The sequence below is a fragment of the Marinomonas ostreistagni genome (assembly GCF_016888445.1).
GTDB lineage: Bacteria > Pseudomonadota > Gammaproteobacteria > Pseudomonadales > Marinomonadaceae > Marinomonas > Marinomonas ostreistagni.
Genome location: NZ_JAFEKF010000001.1, coordinates 564,327 through 579,515 on the forward strand (window position 1 = coordinate 564,327; position 15,189 = coordinate 579,515).

At 47.6% G+C, this 15,189-nt stretch carries 18 protein-coding genes; 15 read left to right on the forward strand and 3 right to left on the reverse strand.

Going from position 1 to position 15,189, the window contains the following annotated elements; genetic code table 11:
* Window positions 1-65: 65 nt before the first annotated feature.
* Entirely contained in the window at window positions 66-1,484 is a 1,419-nt protein-coding gene (locus JQX58_RS02670) for a M48 family metallopeptidase (RefSeq protein WP_204145269.1), read from the reverse strand.
* Window positions 1,485-1,514: 30 nt separating this feature from the next.
* Here JQX58_RS02670 and JQX58_RS02675 point away from each other — a divergent pair, with 30 nt between their 5' ends.
* A complete protein-coding gene (locus JQX58_RS02675; RefSeq protein WP_204145270.1) occupies window positions 1,515-1,766 on the forward strand; it encodes a sulfurtransferase TusA family protein in 252 nt (83 codons plus the stop codon).
* Window positions 1,763-2,836, forward strand: a complete 1,074-nt coding sequence (locus JQX58_RS02680) for an AI-2E family transporter (RefSeq protein ID WP_204145271.1) — start codon at window positions 1,763-1,765, stop codon at window positions 2,834-2,836. The genes JQX58_RS02675 and JQX58_RS02680 overlap by 4 nt, the downstream gene beginning before the upstream one ends.
* A 56-nt stretch (window positions 2,837-2,892) precedes the next feature.
* Here JQX58_RS02680 and bcp read toward each other — a convergent pair whose 3' ends face one another.
* Window positions 2,893-3,339: a thioredoxin-dependent thiol peroxidase gene (bcp, locus tag JQX58_RS02685; RefSeq protein WP_204145272.1), complete on the reverse strand. Its 447-nt coding sequence runs from the start codon at window positions 3,337-3,339 to the stop codon at window positions 2,893-2,895.
* Between the two features lie 170 nt (window positions 3,340-3,509).
* Here bcp and dapA point away from each other — a divergent pair, with 170 nt between their 5' ends.
* The 5 genes from dapA to JQX58_RS02710 are packed head-to-tail and all read left to right on the forward strand — an operon-like array spanning window position 3,510 to window position 8,227.
* Entirely contained in the window at window positions 3,510-4,388 is an 879-nt protein-coding gene (gene dapA, locus JQX58_RS02690) for a 4-hydroxy-tetrahydrodipicolinate synthase (RefSeq protein WP_204145273.1), read from the forward strand.
* A gap of 4 nt (window positions 4,389-4,392) precedes the next feature.
* The gene (locus JQX58_RS02695; RefSeq protein ID WP_204145274.1) at window positions 4,393-5,493 is read left to right on the forward strand and encodes a hypothetical protein; all 1,101 of its coding nucleotides are present in this window, start codon (window positions 4,393-4,395) and stop codon (window positions 5,491-5,493) included.
* A 39-nt stretch (window positions 5,494-5,532) separates the two neighbouring features.
* Window positions 5,533-6,249 carry a phosphoribosylaminoimidazolesuccinocarboxamide synthase gene (gene purC, locus JQX58_RS02700; RefSeq protein WP_204145275.1) on the forward strand — a complete coding sequence of 239 codons (717 nt, stop codon included), beginning with the start codon at window positions 5,533-5,535 and terminating at the stop codon, window positions 6,247-6,249.
* 60 nt (window positions 6,250-6,309) lie between these two features.
* A complete protein-coding gene (locus JQX58_RS02705; protein ID WP_204145276.1) occupies window positions 6,310-7,551 on the forward strand; it encodes a lipoprotein-releasing ABC transporter permease subunit in 1,242 nt (413 codons plus the stop codon).
* On the forward strand, window positions 7,544-8,227 hold the full coding sequence (locus tag JQX58_RS02710) for an ABC transporter ATP-binding protein (protein WP_204145277.1): 684 nt from the start codon (window positions 7,544-7,546) through the stop codon (window positions 8,225-8,227). Before JQX58_RS02705 ends, JQX58_RS02710 begins: the two co-directional genes overlap by 8 nt.
* Here JQX58_RS02710 and JQX58_RS02715 read toward each other — a convergent pair.
* Window positions 8,215-8,739, reverse strand: coding sequence for a DUF2062 domain-containing protein (locus tag JQX58_RS02715; RefSeq protein ID WP_204145278.1), 525 nt, complete (start codon window positions 8,737-8,739; stop codon window positions 8,215-8,217). The two genes, JQX58_RS02710 and JQX58_RS02715, sit on opposite strands and share 13 nt — an antisense overlap.
* 259 nt (window positions 8,740-8,998) lie before the next feature.
* Here JQX58_RS02715 and JQX58_RS02720 point away from each other — a divergent pair, with 259 nt between their 5' ends.
* The 8 genes from JQX58_RS02720 to murI are packed head-to-tail and all read left to right on the forward strand — an operon-like array spanning window position 8,999 to window position 15,097.
* Window positions 8,999-10,537, forward strand: a complete 1,539-nt coding sequence (locus JQX58_RS02720; protein ID WP_204145279.1) for a ComEC/Rec2 family competence protein — start codon at window positions 8,999-9,001, stop codon at window positions 10,535-10,537.
* 25 nt (window positions 10,538-10,562) lie between these two features.
* Window positions 10,563-11,174, forward strand: coding sequence for a MotA/TolQ/ExbB proton channel family protein (locus JQX58_RS02725; protein ID WP_204145280.1), 612 nt, complete (start codon window positions 10,563-10,565; stop codon window positions 11,172-11,174).
* A 12-nt stretch (window positions 11,175-11,186) separates the two neighbouring features.
* Window positions 11,187-11,609 carry an ExbD/TolR family protein gene (locus JQX58_RS02730; protein WP_204145281.1) on the forward strand — a complete coding sequence of 141 codons (423 nt, stop codon included), beginning with the start codon at window positions 11,187-11,189 and terminating at the stop codon, window positions 11,607-11,609.
* A complete protein-coding gene (gene lpxK / locus JQX58_RS02735) occupies window positions 11,606-12,634 on the forward strand; it encodes a tetraacyldisaccharide 4'-kinase (RefSeq protein WP_204145282.1) in 1,029 nt (342 codons plus the stop codon). The genes JQX58_RS02730 and lpxK overlap by 4 nt, the downstream gene beginning before the upstream one ends.
* A complete protein-coding gene (locus JQX58_RS02740; protein ID WP_204145283.1) occupies window positions 12,627-12,821 on the forward strand; it encodes a Trm112 family protein in 195 nt (64 codons plus the stop codon). The genes lpxK and JQX58_RS02740 overlap by 8 nt, the downstream gene beginning before the upstream one ends.
* Window positions 12,822-13,277, forward strand: a complete 456-nt coding sequence (locus JQX58_RS02745) for a low molecular weight protein-tyrosine-phosphatase (protein WP_204145284.1) — start codon at window positions 12,822-12,824, stop codon at window positions 13,275-13,277.
* Window positions 13,278-13,286: 9 nt separating this feature from the next.
* Window positions 13,287-14,318 carry a UDP-N-acetylmuramate dehydrogenase gene (gene murB, locus JQX58_RS02750; protein WP_204145285.1) on the forward strand — a complete coding sequence of 344 codons (1,032 nt, stop codon included), beginning with the start codon at window positions 13,287-13,289 and terminating at the stop codon, window positions 14,316-14,318.
* A complete protein-coding gene (gene murI / locus JQX58_RS02755; protein ID WP_204145286.1) occupies window positions 14,309-15,097 on the forward strand; it encodes a glutamate racemase in 789 nt (262 codons plus the stop codon). Before murB ends, murI begins: the two co-directional genes overlap by 10 nt.
* The last annotated feature ends 92 nt before the right edge of the window (window positions 15,098-15,189 follow it).

A 15,189-nucleotide genomic window follows, 5' to 3' on the forward strand; every position in this document is an offset into this window, starting at 1 on the left:
CCAATATCTAAAAAAGCAGCCTCGGCTGCTTTTTTTATGGTTGTTGTTCACCCATGGGCAAGGTGTTATTCAAGGGACTCGGCTTTCTGTGCGTCCATCAGCTGTTCAAGCTGTTGCTGTTTTAGGTGAATCTCTTGTTGTTGCTCGCCTGAGCTTTCACGTTCGGCGCGCTTGATTAGGTGCATGGCTGAGCGCTCATTACCGCGGGCAAATTCAAGTAGTGCATGATAATACAGAGCGTAGGAGTCATTGCCCCGTTGACGGGCGATGGCGATGTTGTGGCGATAGACCATGCGCTGCTCATAACCAAGCATGTCATTGTTGACGCGTAAATAATTCCCAGTTTGGCTAACTTGCCCTGATAAGTAGCGAAAGGTGAGATCACTTGGATTCAATGCCAAGCGACGTTTCGTGATGGCATCTGCTTGCTCTACTTGGTTGTTACTTAAGGCGATAATCACGGCCAAATAATCGATGAAATCATTGCTGTCTTGGACCTTATCCAGTTCGGCTTGCGCTTGTTCTGGGTAGTGATTTAATACCAGCGCTAAGGCATGAGCATAATAAAATTCGTTGGCATCGCTGATATTGCGTTGCAATAATTGCTTCGCCTGGCTGTCCTCGAGGGCAGCGCGATACGCCAGCACACTGGCTCTGAAATACTGAAAGCCATCGGAAGAAGGTTGAAATAACACTGATTGATTTTGCTGGCCGTTTAGCGTGTCGCTGAGGCGATTTTGCGGCAGTGGGTGAGTGGATAGGTATTCAGGGAAGTTTGAACCACGAGCTTGACGCGAAAGCGCGCCGAGCAGCTCGCTCATGCCGGTAATGGGAAGTCCACTACGCTCTAGTAGCTCGCGACCACGGCGGTCAGCTTCGTGTTCGTGAGCGCGGGAGTAGCGCAATAAGTTTTCCTGTTGGTTCGCCATGCCGCCAAGCCATAAAGCGGATGTCGCTTCGCCATCTCCTGAGGCGGAAGCTGCCAGTCCGGCCAGCAGCATCATGATGGCCTTGCCTTGTTCATTTTTACGATTCTCAATTGAGCGCTCATAGTGGTTGAGCTCTAAGTGTGCGATCTCGTGGGCAAGTAGTCCCATCAGCGTTGCTTCGTTAGGAATGATGCGCAAAATATCCGAATATAAGAATAAATGGTTGCCAGGAATGACGAAGGCGTTAGTTTGTCGGCTATTAAGTAGAGCCAACTCCAGTGTCTTATTGTTGAGTCCGGTTTGCGGTAATACTTCAGAGGCCGCCTGGCGCAGATAGTTGTAGGCAGGGGGGTATTCGATTAAGCCATTGCTACCACTTATTTTGCGGAACCAAAACTGTCCAAGTAAGTAACCATTATTGGAGAGACTGCGCTCATTTTGATGGCGTGTAAAATCCGGCAAGCTTAAATCGTTGTAGCTGTTTGCTGGTAGGCAAGCGGTTAGCAATATTAATGTGCTCAGTAGCTTGCTGATTGGTGAAAAAAAATGTCTCATAAAGGCCTAGATTTTTAAGCGAGATTAAATATGTCTGAAGTACAGCAGTATGACGTAATCCTAGACGCCAGAGAAGAGCGTTGCCCAATGCCATTGTTAAAATTAAAGTTGGCGCTCGCCAAAATGTCATCAGGAGACGTTATCTGTGTCTATGCAACCGACGCAGGGTCTTTGCGAGATATCCCTCATTACCTTGATTTGGTTGGTCTGCCTTTGCTTGAGCAAGGTGAGAGTGAAGGGAGTTTTTATTTTGTCATTGCTAAACAAGAGCTTGAGTCATGATTCGCATACTAGATGATTTAATGAAGCGCTACTTCTCGAATGAAGAAGTGGTGATTTTTATTTTGTTGCTGTTCGCTACGCTGTTGGTGGTGGCATTCTGGGGTGGCGTGTTGGCGCCTGTCTTTATTGCTGTAGTGTTTGTGTTTTTGTTACAAGGGGCGATTGCGCGCCTTAAAAAAGTGGGTGTGTCGCACAATCTGGCGGTGACGCTGGTATTTTTGAGTTTTATTACGGTTTGTGGGGCATTTATCGGTGTCACGGTGCCGATTGTTTGGAAGCAGGCTGTGCGATTTGCCAATGACTTGCCGCGAATGTTCGGTGAAATACAATTTTTTGTGCAAGCGTTGGCTGCTGAACATTCTAATTATATTAGTCAGTCGGCGGTGGATGAGGTGAGTGATTTACTGGCGGCTGAGGCCGCTACAGTCGGGCAATGGTTGCTGTCCTATTCTTTGACCAGTATCCCATCGTTGTTTTCCTTGTTGTTGTATTTAGTGTTAGTGCCCTTAGTGATGTTTTTCATCATGAAGGATCAGAACAAAATCGTTGCTTATATGACTTCTTGGCTGCCTAAAGAGCGACGTATGATTCGCAATGTAGCACATGAAATGAATGATCAAATTGCCAACTACATTCGCGGTAAAGTGATAGAGATGTTGGTGGTAGGCTTAGTAACGTTTGTTACTTTCTGGTTTTTCGATTTGCGCTATTCTGCTTTGTTAGCGCTGTTGGTGGGCTTATCTGTGCTGGTGCCTTACATTGGTGCTGCGGCGGTGACTATACCGGTTGTATTGGTGGCTTTTTACCAGTTTGGTGTCTCGAATGAATTTTGGTATGTATGTGTGGCGTATATGGTGATTCAGGGATTGGATGGCAATGTGTTGGTACCGTTCTTGTTCTCTGAAGCGGTTAACTTGCACCCATTGGCGATTATTGTGGCGGTGGTCTTTTTTGGGGGTGTTTGGGGCTTCTGGGGCGTGTTCTTTGCTATTCCGTTAGCCACCTTGGTGAAAGCGATTATCAATGCTTGGCCTAAGGTGCATCCGCAGCCTTTGATGCCACCCACCTGACCGTTCATAGATGTGAGAACTGAAGGCCCAGCAATGCTATTTGCTGGGCCTTTTTATTATAAAATCTGTGCTGCGTGCTCTTTTGTTTTTACTTTTTCAATGATGTTTTCAAGGTTGCCCGATTCGTCGATGATGAAAGTAGTGCGCACGGTGCCCATGTATTCTTTGCCCATAAACTTCTTCAGCTGCCAGGTGCCGTACAGTTCGTGTACGGATTTGTCTTCATCCGAAATCAGTGTAAAAGGCAGTTCTTGTTTCTTAATGAAGTTTTGGTGGCGTTTTTCGCTGTCTGGGCTGATGCCCAGTACGACGTAGCCTGCATCAGTAAGCTCTTGGTAATGGTCACGTAAGTTACAGGCCTGTGCGGTGCAGCCAGGTGTTGAGTCCTTTGGATAGAAGTATAAGATGACTTTTTTGCCACGAAAATCGCTCAATTTAATCGGGTTGCCGTCTTGGTCTTTGGATTCGAAATCAGGGGCTGGTTGTCCGATGGTTAGGCTCATGGTGTACTCCAGTTTTGTTTGATGTCTTAATTTTACAATGTTTACGCAATGAAAAGCCGAATAGTTTACTCTAGAAGCCATTGCGACTAAATATTGCGAGCTTGTTGTGTTGTATAGGGCAAACGTGAGCGGTAGACTATGCACGCTTAATTTAATGTGGAGATGTACTGATGATCACTGGAAGCTTAGTTGCGCTTATCACCCCTATGACACAAGATGGTCACATCGATAAGCCGAAGCTGGACGCGCTAATCGAGCACCATATCGCTTCAGGTACACACGGTATCGTTGCCGTGGGAACAACGGGTGAGTCGGCCACATTAACCTATGATGAGCACGCGGATGTGATCCGCCAAGTGGTGCAAACGGTCAATGGTCGTATCCCTGTTATCGCAGGTACGGGCGCTAACTCGACCCATGAAGCCATTGATCTGACACAGCGTGCTAAAGATGCTGGTGCCGATGCGTGTTTGTTGGTCGTGCCATACTACAACCGCCCAACCCAAGAAGGTATGTACCAGCACTTTAAAGCCATTGCTGAGGCGGTAGACATTCCGCAAATTCTTTACAACGTACCAGGCCGTACGGTTGCAGATATGAGCAATGATACCGTATTGCGTTTATGTGGCATTGCCAATATCGTGGGTATTAAAGATGCGACCGGTGATCTAGTGCGTGGCAAAGACTTAATTGAACGTACACCTGATGATTTTGCTGTGTATTCTGGTGACGATCCAACGGCGGTTGATTTGATGCTGTTGGGTGGCAAAGGCAACATTTCGGTGACAGCAAACATTGCACCACAAGCCGTTGCGCAAGCTGCTGAACTAGCTATCGCTGGTGATGCAGATGCAGCCCATAAAGTCGACCAAACGATTGCGCCTTTGCATTCGGGGTTGTTCGTTGAGCCAAACCCAATTCCAGTGAAGTGGGCGGCAGCGCAAATTGGCCTATGTGAGCAAAAAATTCGTTTACCACTGACTGATTTATCAGATCAGTATCATGAGACAGTGCTTAAAGCGCTCAAAGATTCTGGAATTAAGGGCTAATGGTATGAAACAACATAACCTTAAGATTGTAAGCGGTGTCATCGCGCTTGGCCTGTTGAGTGGCTGTACTAGTATGTTGACCGATCATGGTCTGGACTACCAAGAGTCAGAAGCAAGTGATGTAACCTTGCAGCTGCCGAATGATGCTCAACCCACTCGCGATAAGCTTGTTATCCCTAATGAAGATCGTATTGGTGATTTGACTGCCAAAGGCGAGTTTGAAGCACCTAGAGCGCCGCTTTCATTCCAGCCATTAGCGTATGCACCTTTACGCCTGAGTGCTCAGCAAGCTGTGCTGCAATTGCCGTTAGATATCGAGCAATCGCGTACACTTATGTCTGACTATCTGACGCAGATGGCGGCCGCTCACGATGCTGAGATTGAGCTTCAAGTAAGCGACAATGGCTTATCTACTTCCGCTTTTTCTCTGGAAGAGCAGGGGACATTGAAAAAAGTTTGGTATGTAGTGACCAAGCTTGAAACACCTAAATACCGTTTTGTCATCGACTTTGATGAACAGAATTTGATGACACAAGCCAATATCCAAGTAGTGTCGATTAAAGACGGTTCTGAATCCCCCGTTAATCTAGACAAATCGGATCGTTTCGCTAGCTTGATCGTTGATATGTGGACGACGTTTGCCAGTGAGATCAAGGTGTCACGTGTGCTGTTGTCTGATCAAAGCAACGTCAATCGCCCACTTAATGAAAACTCTCCTGTGTGGATGCGCAGCAATGGTGAGCTTGCGTTTAATCTAGGCAACCGTTTTTCAGAGCGTTCTTTTGAAGCCTACATTGGCAACTCTGATGGCGTATTTTTAACAGGTGATAACAATCAAGAGATCAGTGTTGTGCCTGCCGAGCAATTAGCTAAAGTGGGTGACATTATTGATTTTAACCTGCCAGTTAAATCTGCTGAAGGTGAGGACGGTATTAAGTTGTTTAACGTACGACGCCGTAACCTTGATGATGTTGAATGGAGTGCTCGCAGCTACCCCTACAGCATTGTACGCCAGCAGCAAGGCTACTTTTTAACGGTTGATACTTCAGCGACGGATTATCCGAAACTGACTTCGTACCGAATTTTTTCGCGCCTAGCGAAGTAACAAATCCCCTTACAGAATTGAATTTTGGAGACTCTCCTAATGGAAAAACGACAAGAGCTATACGCAGGCAAAGCAAAATCGGTATTTCGCACCGATGATCCTGATAAAATGGTTCTAGTATTCCGCGATGACACCTCTGCATTTGACGGTAAAAAAGTTGAGCAACTTGACCGTAAAGGCATGGTAAACAACAAATTTAATGCATTCATTATGTCTAAGCTGCAGGAAGCGGGTATTCCAACTCACTTCGAAGCGCTGCTAAGTGATAACGAATCATTGGTGAAATGCCTTGAGATGATGCCAGTTGAGTGTGTCGTGCGTAACGTTGCTGCGGGTAGCCTTTGTCGTCGTTTAGGCGTTGAAGAAGGCTTAGAGCTGACACCGCCAACGTTTGAACTTTTCCTTAAAAACGATGCCTTAGGTGATCCTATGATCAACGAATCTCACGTTGAATCATTCGGTTGGGCTGAGCCTGCACACCTTGCTAAAGCTAAAGAACTTACTTACAAGGTCAATGACGTGCTGAAAGCATTGTTTGCCAGTGGCGGCATGATCCTTGTCGATTACAAGCTTGAATTCGGTTTGTACAAGGGTGAAGTGGTGCTTGGTGATGAGTTCTCTCCAGATGGCTGTCGCCTATGGGATGCGCAAACTAAAGAAAAATTGGACAAAGACCGCTTCCGCCAAGGTCTTGGTGGTGTGATCGAAGCCTATGAAGATGTTGGACGTCGTATCGGTATCGACTTTGATGCGTAATTACTGACGTTGTACTAGAAGGGGCTTTAAGCCCCTTCTTTGTTATGGATGAATGCTTTAATGAATCTACTGCCTGTTAAGATTGGCTTGCGCTACGCGCGTGCGAAACGTGCCAATCATTTCATTTCTTTTATCAGCTTTTCGTCAATTGCAGGGATTGCCTTAGGTGTGGCCGTTTTGATCACAGTCCTATCGGTGATGAATGGCTTTGACCGCGAGTTGCGTGAGCGTATTTTGGGTATGGTGCCCCATGCCACTGTGTGGGGGGATCCGACCTTAGTGGATTGGTCTGCAACCGCAGATCAGGTGAGCACTATGCCAGGTGTCAAAGCCGTGGCGCCGCATATCCAAGCGCAAGTGATGTTTCAGTCTCAGCGTGGTGTGCATGGCGCTCTACTCAACGGCATCGAGCCAAGCCAAGAAGCGCAAGTTTCTATTTTGCCTAATCATATGACCTCTGGGGCCTTGGGTGATCTTCAGCCTGGGCAATTTGGTATTGTTTTAGGTGAGCAGTTGGCGCGTATGCTAGGTGTGCGCGTTGGCGATAAAGTCACCGCTTTAATGCCTAAGGCGAATGTCTCCATTGCCGGTATTACACCGACATTGAAGCGCTTTACCTTGGTGGGTACGTTTAAAGTGGGGGCGGAGTTAGATTCCAGTCTTGCTTACATTCATATCCAAGACGCAGCACGTCTAAAGCGTTATCAGCCTAACGATGTGGAAGCTTTACGTATTGCTTTTGACGACTTGTTTGAGGCGCCTAACCGTATTTGGGATATCGCGCGAGCGATTCCTGGACAAAACAAGGTCAGTGACTGGACACGCACGCACGGCAATTTGTTCCAAGCTATTAAAATGGAAAAGACCATGATTGGTTTGTTGTTGTTGCTGATCGTTGCGGTGGCGGCATTTAACATTGTATCGACTCTAGTCATGGTGGTGACGGATAAGCGTACTGACATTGCGATTTTACGCACCATGGGACTCACATCTCGCCAAGTAATGTCGGTGTTTGTTGTGCAAGGTATTTTTATTGGCCTTTTAGGCACCACGATTGGCTTGGTGTTGGGTGTCACAGCGGCGCTAAATGTCAGCGATGCGATCGCTTGGCTTGAGACGGCTTTGGGCATTCAGTTCTTAAGTGGTGATGTGTACTTTATCAACTATTTGCCATCTCAGCTTGAATGGTCCGATGTACGTTTTATTGTATCGGCGGCCTTTATTATGACGGTATTGGCGACGCTTTACCCAGCGTGGCGTGCCTCTAAAGTGGATCCAGCGGAGGCTTTGCGCTATGAATAATGCAGTGTTGCGCAGTGAAGCGCTGAGCAAGCAATATCGTGATGGTAAGCTTGATGTCAGTGTGTTTGAAAATATTAATTTCGAATTATTTAAAGGTGAAGCCGTTGCTATCGTTGGTAGCTCAGGCTCGGGTAAGACAACCTTATTGAATTTGCTGGCGGGTCTTGATCGTGCAACAGCAGGGCAGGTGTTGATCAGTGATCAAGCTTGGTTTGGTGTCAAAGATGCAAAGCGCTCACGCCTGCGTAATCAGCAGCTTGGGTTTGTCTATCAGTTTCACCATCTATTGCCGGAGTTTAGTGCTTTGGAAAATGTGATGATGCCTTTGTTGATCGCCAACAAAAGCCGTGCAGAGTCAAAGCAGGTGGCTACCTCTCTGCTGCAAGATGTGGGCTTAGGTGAGCGCTTGTCTCATCGCCCTGCTAAGCTTTCAGGTGGAGAGCGTCAGCGTGTGGCGATTGCTCGCGCTCTGGCAAATGATCCAGTGTGTGTCTTGATGGACGAGCCGACTGGTAACCTAGATGAAACGACGTCGAAAGAGATTCAAGAGCTGATTGTTCGATTGAAGCAAGAAAAGCAAATGGCCTTTTTGATCGTCACTCATGATGAGAAGATGTTATCTTGGATGGATCGAGCCTATCGCTTACAGCATAAAACTCTGCATCAAGTGGAGTGATTTTTAGGGCGACGCTTACGTTGCTGCCAGCGCTTAATGACATGGAGTCGCCAAAGTAGCAGGATAGCAGCGTAGGCTAAGCCGCCTAATACAAAGCCAGCGACGGTAGAACCCACATAAAGTGGTATCCAGATGTGCTCCATTTGGCCCCAGATCCATTCCACCGATAATTGGAATTCAGAATCGATACCGTTGCCAATGATCCATGTACCAATCAAGTAATTGACGTAAAACACCAAGGGCATGGTAAGAGGGTTGGTGACCCAAACTAGTGCGATCGATAGAGGAATGTTGGCGCGCAACGGTATGGCAAAAAGCGCAGCAGCAACCATTTGGAATGGCATCGGCAAGGCTGCCCAAAAAATACCATTCCAAAAAGCTTTTGCGACAGAGCGTCTTGAAAGATGCCAGAGGTCGGCTTCATAAATTTGCGATCCCAGTATCTTGAGGGCCTTATTTTGCTTTAAGGTCTCAGGGTGAGGGATCAACTTTTTTAGATAACGCTTAGGCATAAAAACTACTTTGGCTACATCAGGACACGGAGGTCCTATGCTGCTTATAAATGTTTGCATAATCGTGGCTGCGGTTTTAGTGCCGTCGCCCTATAGATGGCTTTATTCTACTTGCATACTGTTGCTATGTCTCTATCAAATGGTGCATAAGCGATGGCTTGCTCTGTTATTTATTAGCATTTCCTTAGTTTCCCTTCTTCTTCATCAGCCCTGGCAGAATAAATCACTAGCGCTAGCGCCCACTTATAAAGTGGACTGGTTGCCATCGCATCAATGCTTTATTGGTCCGTCTGAAGCCAATCTTAACTATGTCTTGATCAAAGCGCAGCGCCGCGATCTTTATCTTACGCCTTGTGATGCAGGAAGGTCCTTTAACCAAGCGCAAAGCATTAGCGTGACGCTCACATTAGCGGATCTACAGGGCTCACGCTTAGCCCGCTTTGCTTATGGCAAGGGAGTTGATGCATTAGGCTACGCCAATGCTATTCCTAAAAATATGACGACGATGTCTGATGCGCAGAGTCGGTTGTCGCAGTTTGCTAGCTGGCGCTTTGCCTATTCGATCATAAAAGGTGAGCGTACTCAGTGGGATCAGCGCGACCAATGGTGGGTGAATTATCTAGGGATTACGCATTTATTTGTTGTCTCGGGTTTGCATGTGGGCTTTGTGTGTTTGTTAGCACTGTGTGTCGTGCGTGGCGTATGGTGGCTGTGGCCGAGTGTATATCGCTATTGCGGCCGACGCGTGGTGCTCGAATGGTGGGCGGCGGTACCCGCTTGCTTTGTCTATGCCCAGTGGAGTGGTGCGGGAGAGCCAGCTGTGCGAGCGGCATTAATGGCACTTTGTTTTATGAGTCTAAGAGTGTTGTTTCACAAAATCAGCTTAGGTCAAATTTTACTGAGCTGTGCTTGGTTGATGCTCATCATGTGGCCTGGGCGACTGATTGATGCCTCATTCTGGCTATCGTTTGGTTTTGTTGGGTTGTTAGTGTTGTGTGTATCTAAATTGCCTAAGCTTGGCAAAGGGCTTTATTTGCAAGCACTGCTGTCGGTGTTTGCACTGCTGTTTACCCTCGGGTGGCAGGGCTATTTGAGCTCGTTAACACTCTTTATCAATTTATTACTGGTGCCGTTCGTGGCATTTGTCTGGTTTCCTGTCAGCTTGGCGTCTTTGGCTGAGGCCAACCTTTTTGGCACGGTGTGGCTCTACAGTTGGCTGGACTTTGTATTGATGTGGGGGTTTTCCTATATCGAGCCAGTATTGTTTTATGCTCCGGATGTGTTGCTGCGTTCCAATGTTGCGGCAGGCCTCAAGCTGGTGTGTATTGTCTTGGCCTTAGCAGGTGTTTTGTGGTTGCCGTTGCGAAATGCTTGGCTACTGCTGATCGGCGCTTGTGTGGTGGCGTCGCTGATGAATATAGCGCCTACGCCTGAGTTCCAGTGGCAGCGTTATGGCCATCAATTTGTGCAACAGTCTTCCCGGTCAGGGCTGCAGCCCGTTGTGAGGCAAACGATAGATGGGCACGTGGGGCTTTTTAATCCAAGGGCAAAGGATATTGGGCATTTGGCGTTACAACAAGATTGGTCCTTTGCCTTACTAAGTGAAGGTCATAAAGACGCGGTGCGTCTACGCGCTCTGGGTGTGGTAGTGCTTGAAGTTGCTGAGGGAGAGCAGATCCTTTTATATCGAAATCAGACGCAATGGCGAGTTCAGTCGTCGAATTGTTATCAGTTATTAAATCTTCTGAAAACAGTTGCTTGCGAGCATGCAGAATCTTTAGAGAGTGTGTTAAATTAAGCTCAGTTTGATAAAGGAGGTCTCGGTGCTAGAGTTTTTTAAATCAGGTGGTGTGTTTATGTGGCCACTGCTGTTGTGTTCTATTCTTACCCTTGCGATCGTCTTGGAGCGCTTTTGGACACTTAGAGGCAATCGTGTGGCGCCGAGATCTTTACTGTCTGATGTGATGACGCGTCTTCGTGAAGATCGTATGACCTTGGACTACATTCGCAGTATGCAGGCTCAGTCTGGCTTAAGTTTTATTTTTGCTGCTGGATTGTTGAATTCGAAGCATGGTCGTCGTGCGATGAAAGAAAGCATTCAAGAAGCCGCGAACCATGTGATTCATGAATTAGAGCGCTTTATGAGCACGCTGGGAACCATCGCTGCTATTGCACCGTTAATCGGTTTGTTGGGCACCGTGGTCGGCATGATTAAGGTCTTTAATGTGTTGATGGAGCAGGGAGCGGGTAATACTCAACTTTTAGCGGGTGGTATCTCTGAAGCCCTACTGACTACGGCTGCTGGTTTGGCCGTGGCGATTCCAGCGCTAGTGTTTCACCGTTATTTTGCGCGCCGTATTGATGAGTTGGTAGTCAACATGGAGCAACAATCGACTAAGCTGATCGATGTCTTGAATGCCGATGGCAAAGAATAGGTGGGTGCTTCGTTGAAATTTCGTAGACAGAAAATCGAAGAGGTTAACATCAATTTAACACCCTTAATCGATGTGGTGTTTTTGTTGTTGATCTTCTTTATGGTGAGTACCACGTTTAAGCAAACCACGGATTTGACCATTGATCTGCCCACAGCGAGCAGCGGTGCTGCCTCGATCGTTTCTCAGGATCCCGTTGAAGTAACCATTAGCCAAGATGGTCAGTTTGTGATTAATGGTCAAACGCTCATCAACGAGCGTATTGATACACTGGTTCAAGGGCTTCAACAAACCTTTGATGGTAACTTTGAGCGACCTTTGATTATTACTGCGGACGCCAATGCTTCCTACGAAATGGTCATGCGAGTGTATGATGCCGCGGCACAGCTTGGCATTACTAAGCTGGCGCACACTGCCCAAAAAGAAGATGCGCCGTGAGTCTAGAAAAACGCTTTACTGATGCTTGGTATCAGCCTTTTGGTTGGACTTGGGGGCTAGCGCCTCTGTTACTGTTAAGTAACTCTTACGTAAAGCGTAAACGTCGACAATATTTGCACCACCGCCAAACGCAAAGCTATCAAGCCAGTGTGCCTGTGATTGTCGTCGGCAATATTTCCGTGGGCGGTACTGGTAAGTCGCCAATGGTGTTAGCCTTGGTTGAGTTGTTAAAGTTGCATGGGTTTTCGCCAGGTATTGTAACGCGTGGTCATAAGCGTCAGCAGCAAGATGCAGTCTTGGTTACCCCAACTGATGAAGCGCTGGCTGTAGGGGATGAGCCGTTAATGTTGTCGCGCCGGGCGAGCTGCCCTGTCGCGGTAGCGCCCAAGCGTGTTGAGGCGATTAAGCTACTTGAGAATACTCAGCAAGTCGATGTCATCATCAGTGACGATGGCCTGCAGCATTACGCCATGGATCGAGATATCGAAATCGTGATGGTGGATGCGCAGCGCGGCTTAGGCAATCGACAGTTATTACCCGTCGGGCCGTTACGTGAACCAGCTGAACGGCTTGAAGAAGTGGATTTTGCCTTTGCCATTGGTGAACAATTTCCGCTGAAGCTAGCGACGCCGAGCTTTTGTGCGCCGTTGGAGTTAAGCGAGCTGCGTAAGGTGGCTGATTCACAGCAAACTATGCCACTGCAGATCTTGGCGCAACCTTCATGGCAAGTTGTCGCGGGTATCGGTAATCCCCAGCGTTTTCTGCAGTCGCTTAAGCAGCATGGCTTGAGTCCAGATGCTGAACAGCTTTTATATTCAGATCATCATGATTACACCAGATCAGATCTAAGTGACGCTAAGCGTGTGGTGATGACGGAAAAAGATGCGGTTAAAGTTGAGGCGTTTGCTAAGCCAGAAGATGATTGGTGGTTTGTGGCGGCTAAACTTCCGTTGCCAGACAGTTTTACTGCCCCACTGATTGAAAAATTACACACTATTGTGAAGAAGAAACAAGCATATGAATAAAACACTACTAGATATTTTAGTTTGCCCTGTGACTAAAGCACCGCTTTCGCTAAACGAAGAAGGTACTGAGTTAATTAGTAAAGTCGGCGGCATGGCTTACCCAGTGCGTGATGGTATTCCGGTTTTGTTGGAGAGTGAGGCGCGAACTTTGAGTGCCGAAGAGCGTCTTGACGACAGCGCTAAATAAATGAAAGTCCTAACCGTTTGTTTAGGTAACATCTGCCGTTCACCTGCAGCGCAAGGTATTTTGCAACATGTCGCTGATCAGCAAGGTGTTGCTTTAGAGCTTGATTCGGCGGGTACCGCAGCCTACCACATTGGTAAACAGCCTGATAAGCGTTCCATTAAAGCGCTCAATGAGGTCGGTTTAGATATTACTCATCAGCGTGCTCGACAAGTGGCACAAGACGATTTTGATCAGTTTGATTGGATCTTGGCCATGGACAGTGAAAACCTAGCTAATTTAAAACGGCTCAAGCCCGCTAATTGTCGTGCCAAAGTGGTGATGTTTGGTCGTTACCGTGATGGCGTCAATTTTGGTGAAGTAGACGATCCTTACTATGGTGGCGACTCAGGGTTTGCCAGTATGCGTGAGCAACTGTTTGAAATCGCCGAAGACTTCGTCGCTAACTTAACTAAGTGAATATTTCAGATGTCTAATCTGCCACAGGAAGTCGAGGTGCAGGCCTCGTTATATTCCTATAATACTTTTCGATTTGACTATAACGCCGAGTATTTAGCGCGGGTAGAAAGCCGTGAACAGTTGCTTGAGGCGGTGACTTGGGCCAATGATCATAATTTGCCGATCACCTGCCTTGGCGGTGGTAGCAACCTGTTGCTGCAGGGCAATGTCTCTGGCTTGGTGATTGTTAATCGCCTTCAAGGCTGTCAAATACTTGATCATGCAACGCATGTGTCCGTTCGTTTCGGTGCTGGTATGAACTGGCATGAGTGCGTGAGCTGGGCTGTTGAACAGGGTCTTTGGGGGATTGAAAATCTAGCCTTGATTCCTGGAACTGCCGGTGCGGCCCCCGTGCAAAATATCGGCGCCTATGGGGTTGAAATTAAAGATGTGCTCGAGTCAGTCACGGCGCTAGACCGTGAGACGGGAGAGTTTGTGACGATTTTGGCGCATGAGTGTGGTTTTGATTATCGCGAGTCACACTTCAAGCATGCTTGGAAAGAGCGTTACATTATTGTTGATATCTGTTTACGCCTGACGAAAGAGGGTCAGCCAAAGCTTGCCTATGGTGGTCTTAATAAATTTTTATCGCAAAATGCTTCCATTTCCGAGGTGTTTGATACGGTTTGTCAGGTGCGACAATCCAAGTTGCCCAATCCTGATGTTTTGGCAAATGCCGGCAGCTTTTTCAAAAATCCGATTGTTACTGCGACGCAGTACGCTGAACTCAAGCAACGATTCCCAGATTTAGTGGCGTTTGCTCATGGTGATGGCTGGAAGTTGGCGGCCGGCTGGCTCAACGATAAAGCCGGCTGGAAAGGGCATCGCCAAGGTAATGTTGGTGTGTATGACAAGCAGGCCTTGGTATTAGTGAACTACGCAGACCGACGCGCGGATGGTTTATGTCAGCTCGAAGCAGATATCAAGCAGAGTATTTACGCCACCTTTGGTGTGTCATTAGAGCGTGAGCCTGTGCTGCTAGGAGCACCTTCGTGTCAGTAAAAATTGGCATTATGGATTCTGGGGCGGGAGGGCTTAGTATCTTACGTTCGATCCATCAGGCGCTTCCGCATGCCGATCTTCTGTATGTGGCGGATCAAGCCTACGCACCTTATGGCGATTTAACCCCAAGCACCATACAGCAGCGTTTGGTGGCGATTGGTCAATTCTTTATGGCACAAGGTTGTCAAATGATGGTGGTCGCATGTAATACGGCCACCGTGGCAGGTATCCAGTACTTACGCGAACACCTAACGATACCTGTGGTTGGTGTTGAGCCGGCGGTGAAACCTGCTTGCAGTGTGAGTCAACGTAAGCGTGTAACCGTTTTGGCGACACCGACCACTGCTCAAAGCGCGCGCTTGATTGATTTAATAGACACATGGCGCGCAGACAGTGAAGTGGCCATTGTAGCCAGTGCTTGCTTAGCGTCTCTGATCGATCAAATGCCAATGTCAGAGGCGAGTCTTGAGCAAGAAGTGCAGGCTATCTGTGCGGGCGTGTTAGCGCATGAGTCTGATGCGCTGGTGTTAGCTTGTACGCACTATCCTTTGATTGTTGAGGCGTTTGTTAGGCGGCTACCAGGCGTTAACATTGTCGAGCCCAGCAAAGGTGTGACGGCTCAGGTGCTTAGATTATTGCAGGCCCAAGGTGAGCCATGTTTGTCAGCGGATCGGTTAGGTAGCTTGAGTTTACTGTCGACCGGGTCTAAAGAGGCGCAGGTTGCTTTAGCTTACTGGGCTGATGGTCTTGCAAAAGAAGTGGAGTCCATTTCGGTCTGAGCTAAATAGGACGAACAGTAGGTATAAAAAAGCCAACCTTATAGGTTGGCTTTTTTTGTGTCATCTGAGGTTAGAACATTAGGGAGGAGTGG

Bases quoted from the DNA above. Each gene is read 5' to 3' on its own strand.
- JQX58_RS02680 (WP_204145271.1), top strand. From the start codon at position 1,763: ATGATTCGCATACTAGATGATTTAATGAAGCGCTACTTCTCGAATGAA.
- murB (WP_204145285.1), top strand. From the start codon at position 13,287: ATGTCTAATCTGCCACAGGAAGTCGAGGTGCAGGCCTCGTTATATTCC.
- JQX58_RS02715 (WP_204145278.1), bottom strand. From the start codon at position 8,739: ATGCCTAAGCGTTATCTAAAAAAGTTGATCCCTCACCCTGAGACCTTA.
- purC (WP_204145275.1), top strand. From the start codon at position 5,533: ATGGAAAAACGACAAGAGCTATACGCAGGCAAAGCAAAATCGGTATTT.
- JQX58_RS02710 (WP_204145277.1), top strand. From the start codon at position 7,544: ATGAATAATGCAGTGTTGCGCAGTGAAGCGCTGAGCAAGCAATATCGT.
- dapA (WP_204145273.1), top strand. From the start codon at position 3,510: ATGATCACTGGAAGCTTAGTTGCGCTTATCACCCCTATGACACAAGAT.
- JQX58_RS02675 (WP_204145270.1), top strand. From the start codon at position 1,515: ATGTCTGAAGTACAGCAGTATGACGTAATCCTAGACGCCAGAGAAGAG.
- JQX58_RS02705 (WP_204145276.1), top strand. From the start codon at position 6,310: ATGAATCTACTGCCTGTTAAGATTGGCTTGCGCTACGCGCGTGCGAAA.
- JQX58_RS02740 (WP_204145283.1), top strand. From the start codon at position 12,627: ATGAATAAAACACTACTAGATATTTTAGTTTGCCCTGTGACTAAAGCA.
- JQX58_RS02695 (WP_204145274.1), top strand. From the start codon at position 4,393: ATGAAACAACATAACCTTAAGATTGTAAGCGGTGTCATCGCGCTTGGC.
- JQX58_RS02670 (WP_204145269.1), bottom strand. From the start codon at position 1,484: ATGAGACATTTTTTTTCACCAATCAGCAAGCTACTGAGCACATTAATA.
- JQX58_RS02745 (WP_204145284.1), top strand. From the start codon at position 12,822: ATGAAAGTCCTAACCGTTTGTTTAGGTAACATCTGCCGTTCACCTGCA.
- bcp (WP_204145272.1), bottom strand. From the start codon at position 3,339: ATGAGCCTAACCATCGGACAACCAGCCCCTGATTTCGAATCCAAAGAC.